This window comes from Streptomyces sp. NPDC040545, from assembly GCF_055595065.1.
On record NZ_JBVIWA010000018.1, the window covers coordinates 49,891 to 68,836 of the forward strand.

The window sequence follows — 18,946 nt, forward strand, 5'->3', positions numbered from 1 at the left end:
CGAAGCCGGTGCGACGACCTCGGCGGGACCTCTGCCGGCAGTCCCGCCGCGGGGTGTTCTCCGATGCCGCCCGGCGCACTCCTCGCCGCGCGCGCCCCGAGCGCACTCCAGTCCAACCGATCCGCTTTCACCTCGGTGTCAAGTGAATCGCGCCTGGCGGGTGGCTTGTTCATTCGAAGGGGTGGCGAATGGTGGCGTTTCTGGAATCGACCTGGCCGCAGGGGTGATCGTAGGATTACTTTCGGTACACGAAACCGAAGGCGACCCATCCGTGGGTATGCCGGAGGCAATACGTGAAGGACCTGTGAAGGTCCGTGGTGGCGCCCGGCGCCCCGGCCAGGGTTTCGTGTGGAAGATGCTGAGCGGATGGGGGCGTTCCAGTGAGCGGCAATGGCGCAAGCGGAACGATGGACGATGCTGCTGCGCGCAATGACCAGCTGACCTCGTGGTTCGTCCGCAGCGGCTGGTCCAAGGGTGAACTCGCCCGGCAGGTCAACCGCCGGGCGCGCCAGATGGGTGCCCACCACATCAGCACGGACACCTCCCGGGTGCGCCGCTGGCTCGACGGTGAACAGCCCCGCGAACCCGTCCCGCGCATCCTGTCCGAGCTGTTCTCCGAGCGCTTCGGCTCCGTCGTCGCCATCGAGCAGCTCGGCCTGCGCACCGCCCACCAGACCCCCTCCATCTCCGGGGTCGACCTGCCCTGGGCCGGCCCGCAGACCGTCGAACTGCTCGGCGAGTTCTCCCGCAGCGACCTGATGCTGGCCCGCCGCGGCTTCCTCGGGACCTCGCTCGCCCTCTCCGCCGGCCCCGCCCTCATCGAGCCCATGCAGCGCTGGCTCGTCCCGGTACCGGCCGCCGACCCGGGACCGCGCGGGGCGGGGCCGACGGGGGCCCTCGGCGGCCACCGCCCGCCCCGGCTCTCCGAACCGGAACTCGACCTCCTCGACGCCACCACCGTCATGTTCCGCCAGTGGGACGCCCAGTGCGGCGGCGGGCTGCGCCGCAAGGCTGTCGTGGGCCAGCTCCACGAGGTCACCGACCTGCTCCAGGAGAACCACCCGGCGCCGGTCATGAAGCGGCTCTTCAAGGTCGCCGCCGAACTGGCCGAACTGGCCGGCTGGATGAGCTACGACATCGGCCTGCACCCCACCGCGCAGAAGTACTTCGTCCTCGCGCTGCACGCCGCCAAGGAAGGCGGGGACAAGCCCCTCGGCTCGTACATCCTCTCCAGCATGAGCCGCCAGATGATCCACCTGGGCCGCCCCGAGGACGCCCTGGAACTCATCCACCTCGCGCAGTACGGCAGCCGCGACTGCGCCGGCCCGCGCACCCAGGCCATGCTGTATGCGATGGAGGCCCGCGCGTACGCCAACATGGGCCAGCCCAGCCGCTGCAAGCGGGCCGTGCGGATGGCCGAGGACACCTTCTCCGACGTCGGCTTCGCGGGCGAGCCCGAACCCGACTGGATCCGCTTCTTCTCCGAGGCCGAGCTGAACGGCGAGAACTCCCACTCGTACCGGGACCTGGCCTACGTGGCCGGGCGCAGCCCCATGTACGCCTCCCTCGCCGAGCCCGTCATGGAACGGGCCGTCGAGCTCTTCGAGAAGGACGAGGAGCACCAGCGCTCCTACGCCCTCAACCTCATCGGCATGGCCACCGTGCACCTGCTCCAGCGCGAGCCCGAGCAGGCCGCGGCCCTCGTCGACCGGGCCCTCGACGTGGCGGGAAAGGTGCGGTCCGAACGGGTGAACACCCGCCTGCGCAAGACCGTCGACACCGCCGCCCGTGAGTACGGCGACGTCGCCGAGGTGGTCCGGCTCACCGACCACCTCGCCTCCCGGCTCCCCGAAGCCGCGGAGGCCGTCTGAGGGCCCACGCGGCCGCACCCAAGGCCCCGGCCGCGGCAGTCACCCCGTGAAGCCCGATCAGGCTCCCCCAGCCAGGACATCCGGGTACTGCCGCGGCCGGCTTTTGTGATCCACCTGTTCATTGACGCGTAACACGCCCGCCCTCTTCGTCACGGGCGCGAAACACCGAGCGGCGCCGCCGGAAACCGGCCTGCGCGAATCTCGGGGTCATTAACCGGCCAGCCTCCCCAGCCCGGCCGGGCACCCCTTTTACGCCGCTCAGGTTTTCACGATCGCCCGCACGCGAACGTACCGACGACGAGGAGACGCCGATGGCATCAGCCATCACGACCCTCGCGGCAGACGCCCCGACGCTGTCTGCCGCGAACACCGGGTTCATGCTCATCTGCTCCGCCCTGGTCATGCTGATGACCCCGGGACTCGCCTTCTTCTACGGAGGCATGGTCCGCGTCAAGAGCAGCCTCAACATGCTGATGATGAGCTTCATCAGCCTCGGGATCGTCACGATCCTGTGGGTCCTGTACGGCTTCAGCCTCGCCTTCGGTACCGACTCCGGTTCCCTCATCGGCTGGAACTCCGACTACGTGGGCCTCAGCGGCATCGGGATCACCGAGCTGTGGGACGGCTACACCATCCCGGTCTACGTCTTCGCCGTCTTCCAGCTGATGTTCGCCGTCATCACCCCCGCCCTGATCAGCGGCGCCCTCGCCGACCGCGTGAAGTTCAGCGCCTGGGCCCTGTTCACCGTCCTGTGGGTCACCGTCGTCTACTTCCCCGTCGCCCACTGGGTCTGGGGCGCGGGCGGCTGGCTCTTCGAGCTCGGCGTCATCGACTTCGCGGGCGGCACGGCCGTCCACATCAACGCCGGCGCCGCCGCCCTCGGCGTGATCCTGGTCATCGGCAAGCGCGTCGGCTTCAAGAAGGACCCGATGCGCCCGCACAGCCTGCCCCTCGTGATGCTCGGCGCCGGTCTGCTCTGGTTCGGCTGGTTCGGCTTCAACGCGGGCTCCTGGCTCGGCAACGACGACGGCGTCGGCGCGGTCATGTTCGTGAACACCCAGGTCGCCACCGCCGCCGCCATGCTCGCCTGGCTCGGCTACGAGAAGCTGCGCCACGGCTCCTTCACCACCCTCGGCGCCGCCTCCGGCGCGGTCGCCGGCCTCGTCGCCATCACCCCCTCCGGCGGTGCGGTCAGCCCGCTCGGCGCCATCGCGGTCGGCGCCATCGCCGGTGTGCTCTGCGCCATGGCGGTCGGCCTCAAGTACAAGTTCGGCTACGACGACTCCCTCGACGTGGTCGGCGTCCACCTCGTCGGCGGTGTCGTCGGCTCCCTCCTCGTCGGTCTCTTCGCCACCGGCGGGGTCCAGTCCGACGTGGCTGGCCTCTTCTACGGCGGCGGCCTCGAACAGCTCGGCAAGCAGGCCATCGGGGTCTTCTCCGTCCTCGCCTACTCTCTGGTGGCGTCCGCGCTGCTCGCCTTCCTCCTCGACAAGACGATCGGGATGCGGGTGTCCGAGGACGTCGAGGTCGCCGGCATCGACCAGGCCGAGCACGCCGAGACCGCCTACGACTTCAGCGGAGCCGGTGGCGGCGCGACCTCGCGCAGCACCGCCGCACCCACCCCCTCCGCCGCGAGCAAGAAGGTTGACGCATGAAGCTGATCACCGCGATCGTCAAGCCGCACAAGCTGGACGAGATCAAGGAAGCCCTCCAGACCTTCGGAGTGCAGGGCCTCACGGTCACCGAGGCCAGCGGCTACGGCCGCCAGCGCGGCCACACCGAGGTCTACCGCGGTGCCGAGTACCAGGTCGACCTCGTCCCCAAGATCCGCATCGAGGTCCTGGTCGACGACTCCGACGCCGAGGAACTGATCCGGGTGATCGTGAGCGCGGCGGCCACCGGAAAGATCGGTGACGGCAAGGTGTGGAGCGTCCCCGTGGACTCGGTCGTACGGGTCCGCACCGGCGAGCGCGGCGCTGACGCGCTCTAGGTGACAGGAGCTCCCGGGTGACGAGCGTCGAAGAGAACACCGACCACACGGCCGACTCGGGACCCAGCGGATACGCCGCGGCCCGGCTGCGACTCCTCCAGGAGGAGTCGCAGTCCGGGCCTTCGCGCCGTTCCGCCCTGGCCGGGCTGACCGACGAATGGCTGAACGCCCTGTTCACGACCGCCGTACGGGAGACGGGCGTCCGCGGCGCCACGCTGGTGGCCGTCGGCGGCTACGGGCGCGCCGAACTCTCCCCGCGCAGCGACCTCGACCTGGTGCTGCTGCACGACGGCAAGTCCGAGCCGCGGGCGCTGGGCGCACTGGCCGACCGGCTCTGGTACCCGGTGTGGGACCTCGGCCTCGCCCTCGACCACTCCGTACGCACCCCGGGCGAGGCCCGCCGCACCGCCGCCGAGGACCTCAAGGTGCACCTCGGCCTGCTGGACGCCCGCACCGTCGCCGGTGACGCCGGACTCCTGGCCGGCCTGCGGACCTCCGTACTGGCCGACTGGCGCAACCAGGCGGCCAAAAGACTCCCGGAACTGCACTCCCTGTGCCGCGAGCGGGCCGAGCGGGCCGGGGAACTGCGCTTCCTGCTCGAACCCGACCTCAAGGAGGCCCGCGGCGGCCTGCGCGACGCCACCGCGCTGCGGGCGGTCGCCGCGTCCTGGCTGGCCGACGCCCCGCGCGAGGGCCTCGCCGAGGCCCGGCGGCGCCTCCTGGACGCCCGGGACGCCCTGCACCTGGTCACCGGCCGGGCCACCGACCGCCTCTCCCTCCAGGAACAGGACCAGGTCGCGGCCCAGCTCGGATTCCTTGACGCGGACGCGCTGCTGCGCGAGGTGTACGAGGCCGCCCGCGTCGTCGCCTACGCCGCAGACGTGACCTGGCGGGAGGTCGGACGCGTCCTGCGGGCCCGTGCCGCCCGGCCCAGGCTGCGCGGACTGCTGGGCACCCGCGGAGACCGGGCCGCTGCTGCGCGGGCGCCCCTGGCCGAAGGCGTGGTGGAGTCCGAAGGCGAGGCCGTACTGGCCCTGGCCGCGCGCCCCGACCGCGATCCCGTACTCGCCCTGCGGTTCGCCGCGGCCGCCGCGCAGGCCGGCCTGCCGGTCTCCCTGCACGCCGTACGCAGACTCGCGGCGCAGGGAAAACCGCTCCCGGTGCCCTGGCCGGCCGAGGCACGCGAGCAACTGCTGACCCTGCTGGGGGCGGGGGAGCCGACGTTGGCCGTGTGGGAGGCCCTGGAGGCCGAGGGCCTGATCACCCGGCTGCTCCCGGACTGGGAGCGGGTGCGCTGCCGCCCCCAGCGCAATCCCGTCCACACCTGGACGGTCGACCGGCATCTGATCGAGACGGCGGTGCGCGCCTCCGCCCTCACCCGCCGGGTCGGCCGCCCCGACCTGCTGCTGATGGCCGCGCTCCTGCACGACATCGGCAAGGGCTGGCCAGGAGACCACTCGGTGGCCGGCGAGACCATCGCCCGCGACGTCGCCGCCCGCGTCGGCTTCGACCCGCACGACGTCGCCGTGCTCGGGGCGCTCGTACGGCACCACCTGCTGCTGATCGACACCGCCACCCGGCGCGACCTGGACGACCCGGCGACGGTCCGCGCGGTCGCCGAAGCCGTGGGCTCGGTGAGCACGCTGGAGATACTGCACGCCCTGACCGAGGCGGACGCCCTGGCCACCGGTCCGGCCGCGTGGAGCGCGTGGCGGGGATCGCTCGTGGCGGACCTCGTCTCGCGGGTCGCCGCCGTACTGCGCGGCACGGCCCCGGCGGCCGGCGAACCGGAGATCCCGACCACCGAACAGGAACGCCTGGCGGTGGAGGCCCTGCGTACCGGGGAGCCGGTCCTGGCGCTCCAGGCCCGCCAGGAGGACGACGCGGTCGGCGTGGACCTCGTCGTCGCCGTCCCCGACCAGCCGGGGGTCCTCCCGGCGGTGGCCGGCGTCCTGGCCCTGCACCGGCTCACCGTACGGGCGGCCGACCTGCGCTCCATGGAGCTCCCGGACCGGCTGGGCGAGGTCCTGGTGCTGCGCTGGCGGGTGGCGGCGGAGTACGGCGCGCTGCCGCAGGCCGCCAGGCTCCGTACCGACCTGGTCCGCGCCCTGGACGGCTCGCTGGACGTCCCGGCCAAGCTGGCCGACCGCGAGGCCGCCTATCCGCGCCGGCGCGGGGTGGTCCCGCCGCCGCCCCGGGTCACGATGGTCCCGGACGTGTCCTCCCTGGCCACGGTCCTGGAGGTGCGCGCGCCGGACGCCGTCGGCCTGCTGCACCGGATCGGCCGGGCCCTGGAATCGGCGGGCGTCAGGGTGCGCAGCGCCCACGTCTCCACCCTGGGCGCGAACGCGGTGGACACGCTGTACGTCACCACACCCGAGGGCAAGCCCTTGGGCCCCCAGGAGGCAGCATCCCTGGCCGGCCTGGTGGCTGCTGCCCTGTCGTAGCGCGGGGGGCCGCTGCGCGGAGCGGTCCCCTACCCGCCCTTCCACCGTTCCCCGGGGCTCCGCCCCGGTCCCCGGCCCTCAAACGCCGGGCAGGCTGGATTTGCGCAGCAAATTCCAGCCCAGCCGGCGTTTGATGCGCGGGGACCGGGGCGGAGCCCCGGGGAAAGTCGACCGCAGGGCCGGATGGGCGGCCGGGCCGGATACCCTGGGGGACGACCACAACGCCCCCGACCCGAGGAATCGCGACCACCGTGTTCGATACGCTCTCCGACCGCTTGGCGAATACCTTCAAGGGCCTGCGCGGCAAAGGCCGGCTGTCCGAGGCTGACATCGACGCAGCGGCCCGGGAAATCCGTATCGCGCTCCTCGAGGCCGACGTCGCCCTCCCGGTCGTCCGCTCCTTCATCGCGAACGTCAAGGAACGCGCGCGCGGTGAAGAGGTCAGCAAGGCCCTGAACCCGGGCCAGCAGGTCCTGAAGATCGTCAACGACGAGCTCGTCACCATCCTCGGCGGCGAGACCCGGCGGCTGCGCTACGCCAAGACCGCCCCCACCGTGATCATGCTGGCCGGTCTCCAGGGTGCGGGTAAGACCACCCTCGCCGGAAAGCTCGGCCTCTGGCTGAAGGGGCAGGGCCACACCCCGCTGCTGGTCGCGTGCGACCTCCAGCGCCCCAACGCCGTCAACCAGCTGAGCGTCGTCGCCGAGCGCGCCGGTGTGGCCGTGTACGCGCCCCAGCCCGGCAACGGCGTCGGCGACCCGGTCCAGGTCGCGAAGGACTCCGTCGAGTACGCGCGGACCAAGCAGCACGACATCGTCATCGTCGACACCGCCGGCCGCCTCGGCATCGACGCCGAGCTGATGCAGCAGGCCGCGGACATCCGCGACGCCGTCAGCCCCGACGAGATCCTCTTCGTCGTCGACGCCATGATCGGCCAGGACGCGGTCAACACCGCCGAGGCCTTCCGCGACGGCGTCGGCTTCGACGGCGTCGTGCTCTCCAAGCTCGACGGTGACGCCCGAGGTGGTGCCGCGCTCTCCATCGCGCACGTCACCGGCAAGCAGATCATGTTCGCCTCGAACGGCGAGAAGCTCGACGAGTTCGACGCGTTCCACCCCGACCGCATGGCGGGCCGGATCCTCGACATGGGTGACATGCTCACCCTCATCGAGCAGGCCGAGAAGACCTTCTCGCAGGCCGAGGCCGAGAAGATGGCGGCCAAGCTCGCCAAGGGCCCCAAGGAGTTCACGCTCGACGACTTCCTGGCCCAGATGGAGCAGGTCCGCAAGATGGGCTCCATCTCCAAGCTGCTCGGCATGCTGCCCGGCATGGGGCAGATCAAGGACCAGATCAACAACATCGACGAGCGTGACGTCGACCGCACCGCCGCGATCATCAAGTCGATGACCCCGGCCGAGCGCCAGGACCCGACGATCATCAACGGCTCGCGCCGTGCCCGTATCGCCAAGGGCTCCGGCACCGAGGTCAGCGCGGTCAAGTCGCTGGTCGAGCGGTTCTTCGACGCCCGCAAGATGATGTCCCGCATGGCCCAGGGCGGCGGCATGCCGGGCATGCCCGGCATGCCCGGGATGGGTGGCGGCCCCGGCCGGCAGAAGAAGCAGGTCAAGCAGGCCAAGGGCAAGCGCAAGAGCGGCAACCCGATGAAGCGCAAGGAAGAGGAGGCCGCAGCCGCGGCCCGCCGGGAGCAGGGCCCGCAGGCGATCGAGCCCGCGGCCGCCGGCAACCCCTTCGGCCTTCCGGCGGGCGGTCAGGGCGGCGAGGACTTCGACCTTCCGGACGAGTTCAAGAAGTTCATGAAGTAACACCCGCGCACGTGGGTGAGGAGGGCCCCGGCCGTGTTCGCACGGTCGGGGCCCTGCTGTTCTCCGCTGGGGCGGCAGCCTGATATATCCCTTATGGTCGGCCGGGAGGATGGCAGAAGGAGGCGCCCCGTGCCCAGCCCCACCCCCGTACCTCCCCGCGACAGGGCCGACACCCCCTGGCGCTCGGAAGGCGCCCCGCCCAGTCCTCCGCCGAAGAAGAAGGGGCTGCCGGGCGGCTGGCGGGGGCTGATCCTCGCGGCCCTGATCGTCTACCTGGTGGCCAACCTGGTGCTGTCCTTCTTCAACGAGGGGGACGAGCCGACGATCTCGTACACCGAGTTCAGCAAGCAGGTGGCCGCCGGCAACGTCTCGAAGATCTACTCCAAGGGCGACGCCATCCAGGGCGAGCTGAAGGCGAAGCAGCCGCTGCCCGACGGCGACAAGGGCGACTACACCAAATTCGTCACCCAGCGCCCGGCCTTCGCCGAAGACGCGCTGTGGGCCGACCTCACCAAGCAGAACGTGACCGTGACGGCCTCCCCGGTCGTCGTCCAGCGCAGCTTCCTCGCCAACCTGCTGATCTCCCTCGCCCCCATGCTGCTGCTCGTCCTCCTGTGGGTGGTCATCGCCCGCCGGATGGGCTCGGGAATGGGCGGCATGGGCGCACTGGGCCGCAAGGCACCGCCCAAGCCGGTCGAGCTGGAGACGGGCTCCCGCCGCACCACCTTCGAGGACGTGGCGGGGATCGACGAGGTCGAGGGGGAGCTCAACGACGTCGTCGACTTCCTCAAGAACCCGCAGGAGTACCGGAGGATGGGCGCCCGGATGCCCGGCGGGGTCCTGCTCTCCGGCCCGCCCGGCACCGGCAAGACCCTGCTGGCGCGGGCGGTCGCGGGCGAGGCCGGGGTGCCCTTCTTCTCCGCCTCCGCCTCCGAGTTCATCGAGATGATCGTCGGGGTCGGCGCCTCCCGGGTGCGCGAACTGTTCACCGAGGCGCGCAAGGTGGCCCCCGCCATCATCTTCATCGACGAGATCGACACCATCGGACGGGCCCGCGGCGGCGGCAGCGCCATGGGCGGCCACGACGAACGCGAACAGACCCTCAACCAGATCCTCACCGAGATGGACGGCTTCTCCGGCTCGGAGGGCGTGATCGTCCTCGCGGCCACCAACCGCGCCGACGTGCTGGACCCCGCCCTCACCCGCCCCGGCCGGTTCGACCGCATGGTGGTCGTCTCCCCGCCCGACCGGGTCGGCCGCGAGGCCATCCTGCGCATCCACACCCGCGACATTCCGCTCGCCGACGGCGTCGACCTGGCACACGTGGCCCGTACCACCCCCGGCATGACCGGAGCGGACCTGGCCAACCTGGCGAACGAGGCCGCGCTGCTCGCCGTCAAACGCCGGCAGACGCAGGTGACCGGGGCGGACCTTTCGGACGCCCTGGAGAAGGTCCAGCTCGGCGCCGAGAGACCGCTGGTCATGCCGGAGGAGGAGCGCCGCCGCACCGCCTACCACGAGAGCGGCCACGCCCTGCTGGGCATGCTCCAGCCCGGCGCCGACCCGGTCCGCAAGATCACGATCGTGCCCCGCGGCCGCGCGCTGGGCGTCACCCTCTCGACCCCGGACGCGGACCGGTACGCCTACACCGAGCCGTACCTGCGCGGCCGCATCATCGGCGCGCTCGGCGGCATGGCGGCCGAGCACGTCGTTTACGACGTCGTCACCACCGGCGCCGAGAACGACCTGGAGCAGGTGACCAACATCGTCCGCGGCATGGTCGGCCGCTGGGGCATGAGCGAGCGGATCGGCCGCCTCACCGCGATCCCCTCCGACGGGCAGAGCCCCTACGGCCTCTCCGCCGCCCCCGCGACCCTCGACGCGGTCGACCACGAGATGCGGCGCATCGTGGACGAGTGCTACCTGGAGGCCTGCCGCCTGCTGCGCGATCACCGCCCGCAGCTGGACGCCCTGGCGCGGGCCCTCCTCGCCAACGAGACCCTGGACGAGACGGCCGCCTACGCCGCCGCGGGCATCACCCGGATGACGAAGGGGCACGGCACCGACTGAGGGCGGCCGTCAGCCCACCCGGGCGATCACGTACCGGAAGATGTTCGGCAGCCACACGGCGCCGTCGGATCGCTCGAACGGGTGGAGCGCCTCGGCCAGCTCCTTCTCCGCCAGCACGGAATCGGCCGTGCCGTCGTAGAGCCCGGTCGACAGCAGTCCGCGTACCGCGCTGTCCACGTCCGCATACCCGAACGGGCAGAACACCCGCCCGGAACCGTCCGGCCGGAGCCCGGCCCGCTCCACCAGCGCGTCCAGATCCCGCGGCGCGGGCCCGCCGCCGAGGACCGAGGGCACCGTGCAGCGCTCCGCGGGCCCCCAGCCGGCCAGCACCACCGCCCCGCCGCGGCGGACCGCGGGCAGGGCCGCGGCCAGGGCCGCGGGCGCCGGGGAGAAGGCGAGCAGGGCGTCGTACGGGCGGGGCGGGGCCGGTGGCTCCGGCGGGGCCGCCAGAACCTCCAGCAGCCGCTCACGGGCCAGCGCCCGCCGGGCCGGATCCGCCTCCACACCCGTGGCCACGGCTCCCCGCCCGGCCGCGAGCAGCAGCGGCAGCCCGGCTCCGCAGTCCAGCCCGAGCAGCCGGTCGCCCGGCCCGACCTCCAGCCGGTCGTAGACCGCTTCGTACAGCGGTACAAGCATCCGTTCCTGGATCTCCGCCCAGTCCCGGGCGACGAGCGTCGCCGTCGGCGTCGGTGTCATCGAAAGAGCGCTCCTGATTCCGTGTCGCCCCCTTGCCCCCGTTGCCAGAGAACTCCCCATTCGCCCCCGCGTCCAGAGGAGCGTGCCACCCGATTCACGCATCGCGTGCCCGGCGCCGTACGATTCGCGGCATGGCAAAGGCACCCGTTCTCACCCCGCAGGCGGAGGATTTCCCCCGCTGGTACCAGGATCTGATCAACAAGGCCGAGCTGGCCGACAACGGTCCGGTCCGAGGCACCATGGTCATCCGACCGTACGGCTACGGCCTGTGGGAGCGGATGCAGCAGGAGATGGACGCGCGCATCAAGGACGCGGGCGCCCAGAACGCGTACTTCCCGCTCTTCATCCCGCAGTCGTACCTGACGAAGGAAGCCGAGCACGTCGAGGGCTTCGCCCCCGAGCTCGCGGTCGTCACGCACGGCGGCGGCAAGGAGCTGGAAGAGCCGGTCGTCGTCCGGCCCACGTCCGAGACGATCATCAACGACTACTTCTCCAAGTGGGTCCAGAGCTACCGCGACCTGCCCCTGCTGATCAACCAGTGGGCCAACGTGGTCCGCTGGGAGATGCGCCCGCGCGTGTTCCTCCGTACGAGCGAGTTCCTCTGGCAGGAGGGCCACACCGCCCACGCCACCTACGAGGACGCCCGCGACTACGCCGCCCGCATCCACACGGACGTCTACGGCGACTTCATGACGAACGTGCTCGGCATCGACGTCGTGCTCGGCCGCAAGACCGCCAAGGAGCGCTTCGCCGGCGCCATCAACACCCTCACCCTCGAGGGCATGATGGGCGACGGCAAGGCCCTGCAGCTGGGCACGAGCCACGAGCTCGGCACCAACTTCGCCAAGGCCTTCAACACCCAGTACCTGTCGAAGGAAGGCAAGCAGGAGCTTGTCTGGCAGACCTCGTGGGGCGTCTCGACCCGCATGGTCGGCGGCCTGATCATGTCCCACGGCGACGACAACGGCCTGCGGGTCCCGCCGCGCCTCGCGCACGTCCAGGTCGTCGTCATGGCGATCAAGGGCGACGAGGCCGTCACCAAGGTCCGCGAGCTGGGCGCCCAGCTCAAGGCCGCGGGCCTGCGCGTGCACGTGGACGACCGCGTCGACACCCCCTTCGGCCGCCGCGCCGTGGACTGGGAGCTCAAGGGCGTACCGGTCCGCATCGAGATCGGTCCCCGCGACCTGGAGGCCGGCACCGCGATGCTGGCCCGCCGGATCCCGGGCGGGAAGACCCCCGTGCAGATCGACGCCCTCGCCGACCTGCTGCCCAAGGTGCTGGACGAGGACCAGGCGCAGCTGCTGCGCGAGTCCCGCGAGCGCCGTCTGGCCCGTACGTCCGACGTCGCGACCATCGGGGAGGCCGCCGAGGCCGCCGTCGCCGGTGGCTGGGCGCGGATCCCGTGGGCGGACCTCGGCCCGGAGGGTGAGGCGAAGCTGGCCGAGCAGGCCGTCTCCGTGCGCTGCCTGATCGCCGAGGACGGGTCGGTCCCGGAGGCGGACGACGCCCCCGGTACGCTCGCGATCGTCGCGCGCTCGTACTGACCGGGCCGACCGGCTCGTGTGCCCCGGCGTGCGGCTCGTGCCGCGCGCCGGGGCCGGTTCATGTCGGTCGACCGGGGCGGCTTGGTCGACGTTACGTACCGACTCCTCCTGAGATCGGCGCACCCGTCCTCGTCAGGACGCATGAGACTGAACTGACTGGTACGTGCAAAAAATTTGGAATGGCCCGGAATCGGAACACCCGGGCACCTCGGCTCGTTGTCACGACGTGAGCACGACACCACCTGTTCTCGCCGCAGAGCTGGCGCAGGCGTGGGCCGATATTCAGCGGTACCACCCCGAGCTGCCTGACCTTGCCGCGCCCGAGTCCCTGATCGGAGAGTCCTCGTCCGCCTGCGGCGCCGAGCTCTCCTTCGAGCGACTGCTGCACGAGGCAGTCCACGGCATCGCCGCCGCCCGCGGTGTCCGCGACACCTCGCGCGCAGGCCGCTACCACAACCGCAGATTCCTCGCGATCGCCGAGGAGATGGGGCTGGACCACTCCGAGGAACCGCACGCGAGCAGCGGGTTCTCCCTGGTCACGCTCAATCCGGAGGCGAAGCGCCGCTACCGTCCCACCATCGAGCGGCTGCAGCGCGCGCTGAAGGCACACACGGCCGCCACCGCGGCCGACACCAAGCGCAGCTTCCGGGGACCTGCCGCCCGGCACGGTTCCTCCGGCGGCGGCGTGCGCGTCAAGGCCGTCTGCGACTGCGGGCGCAACGTCCGGGTGGTCCCCTCCGTGCTGGCCCAGGCACCGATCGTGTGCGGTGGCTGCATGAAGCCCTTCCGCATCCCCGACGTGGCCATCGCGGCGGCCTCCTGACCGCCCTTCCGGTCGCCGCCGGGGCCACCGCCCCACGGCGAACCGGCCGCCGGGCCATCGCCCCCACCGGGGCGCCGCCGACGGCGCACGCACGGGTGGCCCGTACCGCCGCACCGCCGGCGGGCACCGGTCCTGCCCGCCCGGCTGAGCGCGCCGCAGGCGTATGGCACAATGGCTAGCTGTACTCGACAGTCGCATAGGACCCCTCTCTCCTCCGGCTGACGCGTCCATCGGGCACCCGAGTACCGCAACCCCACGTGGCATCTCATGTGCCCAACCACGTCAAGTTCAGGAGACACCACTCCAGTGGCAGTCAAGATCAAGCTCAAGCGCCTCGGCAAGATTCGCCAGCCGCACTACCGCATCGTCGTCGCCGACGCCCGCACCCGCCGGGATGGTCGCGCGATCGAGGAGATCGGTATCTACCACCCGACCTACAACCCGTCGCGCATCGAGGTCAACGCCGAGCGTGCGCAGTACTGGCTGTCCGTCGGCGCCCAGCCCACCGAGGCTGTGCTCGCCATCCTGAAGCTGACCGGTGACTGGCAGGCCCACAAGGGTCTCCCCGCCCCCGCGCCGCTCCTGCAGCCGGCGACGAAGGAGAGCAAGCGTCGCTCCTTCGACGAGTTCGCCAAGGCCCTCGAGGGCATCGGCGAGGGCAAGGGTGAGGCCATCACGCAGAAGGCGAAGAAGGCCGACAAGAAGGCGGACGAGGCTGAGGCCGCCGCCGAGTCGACCGAGGCCTGATCATGCTCGAGGAGGCTCTTGAGCACCTCGTAAAGGGCATTGTGGACAACCCCGACGAAGTGCAGGTCGCCTCGCGCAACCTGCGCCGCGGGCAGGTGCTCGAGGTCCGGGTTCACCCCGACGACCTCGGCAAGGTGATCGGCCGCAACGGCCGCACCGCACGTGCTCTGCGTACCGTCGTGGGCGCCATCGGCGGCCGTGGGATCCGCGTCGACCTCGTCGACGTGGACCAGGTCCGCTGAGCAGTTGATTCACCGGCACGGGCCGGGGAGGGCGTTGGTCGCCCGCCCCGGCCCGTGTCGTTTCTGCCCCCGGGCAGGAGCGACCATTGAAGTGAGCAACCACGCCGCAGTAAGGGAAGAGCACAGTGGAGTTGGTAGTCGCGCGGATCGGCCGCGCCCACGGCATCAAGGGTGAGGTCACCGTCGAGGTGCGCACCGACGAGCCGGAGCTGCGACTGAGTCCCGGCGCCGTGCTCAAGACGGACCCCACGACGGCGGGGCCCCTGACGATCGAGACGGGCCGCGTGCACAGCGGGCGGCTGCTGCTCCGCTTCGCGGGCGTCAAGGACCGCACCGGAGCCGAGTCGCTGCGCAACATCCTCCTGATCGCCGAGGTGGACCCCTCCGAGCTGCCGGAGGAGGAGGACGAGTACTACGACCACCAGCTGATGGACCTGGACGTGGTGCTGGAGGACGGCACGGAGATCGGCCGGATCACCGAGATCTCCCACCTGCCCTCGCAGGACCTCTTCATCGTCGAGCGCCCGGACGGCACCGAGGTGATGATCCCCTTCGTGGAGGAGATCGTCGCCGAGATCGACCTGGAGGAGCAGCGCTGCGTCATCACCCCGCCGCCCGGGCTGATCGACGAGCGTGACGCCGTCGTCGTCTCGACCCGGGACGAGGACGCCGCCGATTCCGGGGACGACGCCTGATGCGACTCGACGTCGTCACGATCTTCCCCGAGTACCTGGAGCCGCTGAACGTCTCCCTCGTCGGCAAGGCGCGCGCCCGCGGGCAGCTCGACGTCCACGTGCACGACCTGCGGGAGTGGACGTACGACCGGCACAACACGGTGGACGACACCCCGTACGGTGGCGGTCCCGGCATGGTCATGAAGACCGAGCCGTGGGGCGAGGCCCTGGACTCGGCCCTGGCCGACGGCTACGAGGCGGGCGCGCACGGTCCCGTCATCGTCGTCCCCACCCCCAGCGGCCGCCCCTTCACCCAGGAACTGGCCGTCGAACTCTCCGAGCGGCCCTGGCTGATCTTCACGCCGGCCCGGTACGAGGGCATCGACCGCCGGGTCATGGACGAGTACGCCACGCGCATGCCGGTGTACGAGGTCTCCATCGGCGACTACGTCCTGGCGGGCGGTGAGGCCGCCGTGCTGGTGGTCACCGAGGCCGTGGCCCGGTTGCTGCCCGGGGTGCTCGGCAACGCAGAATCGCACCGCGACGACTCCTTCGCGCCGGGCGAGATGGCGAACCTGCTGGAGGGGCCCGTCTACACCAAGCCCCCGGTGTGGCGCGGCCGGGACATCCCCGAGGTGCTGCTCAGCGGGCACCACGGCAAGATCGCCCGGTGGCGCCGCGACGAGGCCTTCCGCCGGACCGCGCAGAACCGCCCCGACCTGATCGAGCGCTGCGAGGCCGCCGGCTTCGACAAGAAGGACCGGGAGATCCTCTCCGTCCTGGGCTGGCAGCCGTCCGCCGACGGCCGATTTTGGCGCAGGGCCCAGGCCGTGGAAGAATAGGCGGCTGCTGTGTGCTCGCGGGCGCCCCTGCCACAGGGGGACCGTCGTCCGCCGGGCCCCGCAGCTCCCGAATTCTCTACGGAAACCCGCACTGGCGACCTGTGGCGTCATGCGAAGAAAGCAGACGAAGAACATGTCTCACCTGCTCGACGGCGTCAACGCCGCCACGCTCCGCACGGACGTCCCGGCCTTCCGCCCGGGTGACACGATCAACGTGCACGTCCGCGTCATCGAGGGCAACCGCTCCCGTATCCAGCAGTTCAAGGGCGTAGTCATCCGCCGCCAGGGTGCCGGTGTCTCCGAGACCTTCACCGTGCGCAAGGTCTCCTTCAGCGTCGGTGTGGAGCGTACCTTCCCGGTCCACTCCCCGATCTTCGAGAAGATCGAGCTCGTCACCCGCGGTGACGTTCGCCGCGCCAAGCTGTACTACCTCCGTGAGCTCCGCGGCAAGGCCGCGAAGATCAAGGAGAAGCGCGACCGCTGAGGTAACTCCCGGAGTCCGGAGGCGGCCGGATAGGCTCGCCCCCGATGGACACCGAAGCACCTCACACGCAGCGCGGCCACTCTTCCCCCGTCGAGGGGGAAGGGCGGCCGCGTTTTGCGTTCCCCCGGACCGGGCGGACGGCCGGCGGGCGACCCCTCACCTGGCGCCGCGCCGGAGTGCTCGGTGTGATCTGCACCGTCTTCCTGCTGCTGTTCAGCAATTTCGTGGTCCAGCCCTTCCTGATCCCGAGCCGCTCCATGGAGCCGACGCTCCAGGTCGGGGACCGGGTGCTGGTCAACAAGCTCGCGTACCGTTTCGGCGAACAGCCCCGCCGGGGGGACGTGGTGGTCTTCGACGGCACGGGCTCCTTCGTACGGGAACGCCCCGACGGCAATCCGATCGGCACCGTGCTGCACGGCGCGGCCTCGGCGCTCGGGCTGGCCGAGCCGTCCGACACCGACTTCGTGAAGCGGGTCGTGGGGGTCGGCGGCGACGACGTGGTGTGCTGCGACGCCGGCGGGCGGGTGGCGGTCAACGGTGTGCCGCTGGAGGAGCCGTACCTCCATCCCGGCGACGCGCCCTCGGCGGTGCCCTTCCGGATCGTCGTACCGCTCGGGACGCTGTGGGTCATGGGTGATCATCGTTCGCAGTCCCGGGACTCCCGGGACCACCTGGGGGAGCCGGGAGGGGGGATGGTGCCGGTGGAGAAGGTGATCGGGCGGGCCGACTGGATCGGTTGGCCGCTCTCGCGCTGGGACGACATCGGTGGTGGTCATGGGTAGCCGAGGGCGGTCGAAGGACGGACGGGGACGGGACTGGGAATTCGAGCCCGAACCCGAGCCGGAGCCCACCCCGGCTCCGGTGGTGGAGGGCGGCCGGGTGGAGGGCGGCCGGGCCGAACGGCGCCGGACGGCCCGCAAGGTGCGCCGGCGGCGCCGTACGCGCCGGGCCGGCGAGGTGCCGCTGCTGGTGGTCGTGGCGCTGTGCATCGCCCTGCTCCTCAAGACCTTCCTGGTGCAGGCCTTCTTCATTCCGTCGGGCTCGATGGAGCAGACGATCCGGATCGGCGACCGGGTCCTGGTGGACAAGCTGACGCCGTGGTTCGGCTCCGAGATCGAGCGCGGCGACATCGTCGTGTTCAAGGACCCCGGCGGCTGGCTCAAGGGCGAGGCGGCCCGTCCGCCCAAGGACCCGATCGTGGTCAAGCAGATCAAGCAGGCACTGACCTTCATCGGCCTGCTGCCCTCGGCCGACGAGCAGGACCTGATCAAGCGGGTCATCGGCGTCGGCGGGGACACCGTCAAATGCTGCGACAGCCGGGGCCGGATCACCGTCAACGGATCGCCCCTCGATGAGCCGTACGTGAACCCGGGCAACACTCCTTCGGACATCACGTTCGAGATTCAGGTGCCGGAGGGCCGGCTGTTCGTGATGGGCGATCACCGCGCGAACTCGTCCGACTCCCGGTTCCACCTCGACGAGGGCTTTCAGGGCACCATCCCCGAGAGCGGGGTGGTCGGGGAGGCCGTCGTGATCGCCTGGCCCTACGGGCACTGGACCCGGCTGGAGCAGCCGGCGACCTTCCGGATGGTCCCCGATCAGGCACGGCGCGAGGGACGCGGCCGACGACGGCGCCGTCGGAGCGCGCCGTTCGCATAGTGTGTCCTCGGTCTCCCGCGCCTTAGGGAACTCCCGCTCGTTAAGGGAGGGGAGGGCCCGTGCCGGATTCGGCGCGGGCGGCAATCGCGAGTGAGGAGTGGATGTGGGGGACGTGGCGGTAGGCGCACGGTCCGGACGCGACGAAGGCGAGGAGCGGCCGGACGACGCCGTCGAGCGCGAGACCGAGGAGGACGGCGATGCCAAGGAGCACGCGCACCGGTCCTTCTGGAAGGAGCTCCCGCTCCTCATCGGCATCGCCCTGCTGCTGGCCCTGCTGATCAAGACGTTCCTGCTGCAGGCGTTCTCGATCCCGTCGGCCTCGATGCAGAACACCCTGCAGATGGGTGACCGGGTGCTGGTGGACAAGCTGACCCCGTGGTTCGGCTCCGAGCCGGAGCGCGGCGAGGTCGTCGTCTTCCACGACCCCGCGGACTGGCTGTCGGGGCAGCCCACTCCCGAGCCGAACATCCTCCAGCAGGTGCTCAGCAAGATCGGCCTGATGCCGGACGCCTCCGAGAAGGACCTGATCAAGCGGGTCATCGCGATCGGCGGGGACACGGTCGAGTGCAAGAAGGGGGGACCGGTCGTCGTCAACGGCAAGGAGCTGGACGAGCCGTACATCTACCCCGGCAACACCCCGTGCGACGACGCCCCGTTCGGCCCGATCACCGTGCCCAAGGGCAAAATCTGGGTCATGGGTGACCACCGGCAGAACTCCGAGGACTCCCGCTACCACCAGCAGGACTCCACCAAGGGCTTCGTCCCGGTGGACAAGGTCGTCGGGCGGGCCGTGGTGGTCGCGTGGCCGGTCACCCGCTGGGCCACCCTGCCGGTCCCGGACACCTTCGACCAGCCGGGCATCGGCAACCAGGCCGCGGCGACCGCGCTCGGCCTCGGGGCCGCCGGGCTGGCCCCGGTCGGGCTCGGCCCGGCAGCACTGGGGCTCGCGGGAGCCGTCCCGCTCGTCATGTGGCGCAGGCGGAAGCTGACCAGCGGCCGTACCGACGGGTAGGGTGCCGCCCAGGTCGACGATC

At 71.2% G+C, this 18,946-nt stretch carries 17 protein-coding genes; 16 read left to right on the top strand and 1 reads right to left on the bottom strand.

Going from position 1 to position 18,946, the window contains the following annotated elements:
• Positions 1-407 precede the first annotated feature (407 nt).
• The 6 genes from nsdA (at position 408) to ftsH (ending at position 10,201) form a co-directional block, all read left to right on the top strand.
• Entirely contained in the window at positions 408-1,871 is a 1,464-nt protein-coding gene (nsdA, locus tag ACZ573_RS28900; protein WP_471309482.1) for a transcriptional repressor NsdA, read from the top strand.
• Between the two features lie 311 nt (positions 1,872-2,182).
• Entirely contained in the window at positions 2,183-3,526 is a 1,344-nt protein-coding gene (locus tag ACZ573_RS28905; RefSeq protein WP_471309485.1) for an ammonium transporter, read from the top strand.
• The gene (locus ACZ573_RS28910; RefSeq protein WP_030708521.1) at positions 3,523-3,861 is read left to right on the top strand and encodes a P-II family nitrogen regulator; all 339 of its coding nucleotides are present in this window, start codon (positions 3,523-3,525) and stop codon (positions 3,859-3,861) included. Before ACZ573_RS28905 ends, ACZ573_RS28910 begins: the two co-directional genes overlap by 4 nt.
• Before the next feature lie 17 nt (positions 3,862-3,878).
• Complete coding sequence (locus ACZ573_RS28915; RefSeq protein WP_471309488.1) at positions 3,879-6,308, top strand: [protein-PII] uridylyltransferase; 2,430 nt, start codon at positions 3,879-3,881, stop codon at positions 6,306-6,308.
• Positions 6,309-6,559: 251 nt separating this feature from the next.
• Positions 6,560-8,131, top strand: a complete 1,572-nt coding sequence (ffh, locus tag ACZ573_RS28920; protein ID WP_471309490.1) for a signal recognition particle protein — start codon at positions 6,560-6,562, stop codon at positions 8,129-8,131.
• A 129-nt stretch (positions 8,132-8,260) separates the two neighbouring features.
• Positions 8,261-10,201 (top strand): ATP-dependent zinc metalloprotease FtsH, encoded by a 1,941-nt coding sequence (ftsH, locus tag ACZ573_RS28925; RefSeq protein ID WP_471309493.1) that lies wholly within the window; start codon positions 8,261-8,263, stop codon positions 10,199-10,201.
• Positions 10,202-10,210: 9 nt separating this feature from the next.
• Here the strand turns inward: ftsH and ACZ573_RS28930 are convergent, their stop codons facing one another.
• A complete protein-coding gene (locus ACZ573_RS28930) occupies positions 10,211-10,897 on the bottom strand; it encodes a class I SAM-dependent methyltransferase (protein WP_471309496.1) in 687 nt (228 codons plus the stop codon).
• A gap of 131 nt (positions 10,898-11,028) precedes the next feature.
• Here ACZ573_RS28930 and proS point away from each other — a divergent pair, with 131 nt between their 5' ends.
• From proS to lepB (ACZ573_RS28980), 10 genes are all read left to right on the top strand, one after another.
• Positions 11,029-12,441: a proline--tRNA ligase gene (gene proS, locus ACZ573_RS28935; RefSeq protein WP_471309499.1), complete on the top strand. Its 1,413-nt coding sequence runs from the start codon at positions 11,029-11,031 to the stop codon at positions 12,439-12,441.
• Between the two features lie 226 nt (positions 12,442-12,667).
• Positions 12,668-13,264 carry a hypothetical protein gene (locus ACZ573_RS28940; protein ID WP_030012572.1) on the top strand — a complete coding sequence of 199 codons (597 nt, stop codon included), beginning with the start codon at positions 12,668-12,670 and terminating at the stop codon, positions 13,262-13,264.
• A 306-nt stretch (positions 13,265-13,570) separates the two neighbouring features.
• Positions 13,571-14,011 (top strand): 30S ribosomal protein S16, encoded by a 441-nt coding sequence (gene rpsP, locus ACZ573_RS28945; RefSeq protein ID WP_030011890.1) that lies wholly within the window; start codon positions 13,571-13,573, stop codon positions 14,009-14,011.
• A 2-nt stretch (positions 14,012-14,013) separates the two neighbouring features.
• A complete protein-coding gene (locus tag ACZ573_RS28950; RefSeq protein WP_030011889.1) occupies positions 14,014-14,253 on the top strand; it encodes an RNA-binding protein in 240 nt (79 codons plus the stop codon).
• Between the two features lie 125 nt (positions 14,254-14,378).
• On the top strand, positions 14,379-14,948 hold the full coding sequence (rimM, locus tag ACZ573_RS28955) for a ribosome maturation factor RimM (RefSeq protein ID WP_471309504.1): 570 nt from the start codon (positions 14,379-14,381) through the stop codon (positions 14,946-14,948).
• Complete coding sequence (gene trmD / locus ACZ573_RS28960) at positions 14,948-15,769, top strand: tRNA (guanosine(37)-N1)-methyltransferase TrmD (protein WP_471309507.1); 822 nt, start codon at positions 14,948-14,950, stop codon at positions 15,767-15,769. Before rimM ends, trmD begins: the two co-directional genes overlap by 1 nt.
• Before the next feature lie 133 nt (positions 15,770-15,902).
• Positions 15,903-16,253: a 50S ribosomal protein L19 gene (gene rplS / locus ACZ573_RS28965; protein ID WP_301366251.1), complete on the top strand. Its 351-nt coding sequence runs from the start codon at positions 15,903-15,905 to the stop codon at positions 16,251-16,253.
• Positions 16,254-16,297: 44 nt separating this feature from the next.
• Positions 16,298-17,035 (top strand): signal peptidase I, encoded by a 738-nt coding sequence (gene lepB, locus ACZ573_RS28970; protein WP_471309510.1) that lies wholly within the window; start codon positions 16,298-16,300, stop codon positions 17,033-17,035.
• Entirely contained in the window at positions 17,028-17,912 is an 885-nt protein-coding gene (gene lepB, locus ACZ573_RS28975; RefSeq protein WP_471309513.1) for a signal peptidase I, read from the top strand. The genes lepB (ACZ573_RS28970) and lepB (ACZ573_RS28975) overlap by 8 nt, the downstream gene beginning before the upstream one ends.
• A gap of 112 nt (positions 17,913-18,024) precedes the next feature.
• Positions 18,025-18,924 carry a signal peptidase I gene (lepB, locus tag ACZ573_RS28980; RefSeq protein ID WP_471309515.1) on the top strand — a complete coding sequence of 300 codons (900 nt, stop codon included), beginning with the start codon at positions 18,025-18,027 and terminating at the stop codon, positions 18,922-18,924.
• The last annotated feature ends 22 nt before the right edge of the window (positions 18,925-18,946 follow it).

Coding starts and splice junctions, on each gene's coding strand:
- lepB (WP_471309510.1), top strand. CDS start 16,298: ATGGACACCGAAGCACCTCACACGCAGCGCGGCCACTCTTCCCCCGTC.
- trmD (WP_471309507.1), top strand. CDS start 14,948: ATGCGACTCGACGTCGTCACGATCTTCCCCGAGTACCTGGAGCCGCTG.
- proS (WP_471309499.1), top strand. CDS start 11,029: ATGGCAAAGGCACCCGTTCTCACCCCGCAGGCGGAGGATTTCCCCCGC.
- ACZ573_RS28950 (WP_030011889.1), top strand. CDS start 14,014: ATGCTCGAGGAGGCTCTTGAGCACCTCGTAAAGGGCATTGTGGACAAC.
- rplS (WP_301366251.1), top strand. CDS start 15,903: ATGTCTCACCTGCTCGACGGCGTCAACGCCGCCACGCTCCGCACGGAC.
- ACZ573_RS28910 (WP_030708521.1), top strand. CDS start 3,523: ATGAAGCTGATCACCGCGATCGTCAAGCCGCACAAGCTGGACGAGATC.
- nsdA (WP_471309482.1), top strand. CDS start 408: ATGGACGATGCTGCTGCGCGCAATGACCAGCTGACCTCGTGGTTCGTC.
- lepB (WP_471309513.1), top strand. CDS start 17,028: ATGGGTAGCCGAGGGCGGTCGAAGGACGGACGGGGACGGGACTGGGAA.
- ACZ573_RS28930 (WP_471309496.1), bottom strand. CDS start 10,897: ATGACACCGACGCCGACGGCGACGCTCGTCGCCCGGGACTGGGCGGAG.
- ACZ573_RS28905 (WP_471309485.1), top strand. CDS start 2,183: ATGGCATCAGCCATCACGACCCTCGCGGCAGACGCCCCGACGCTGTCT.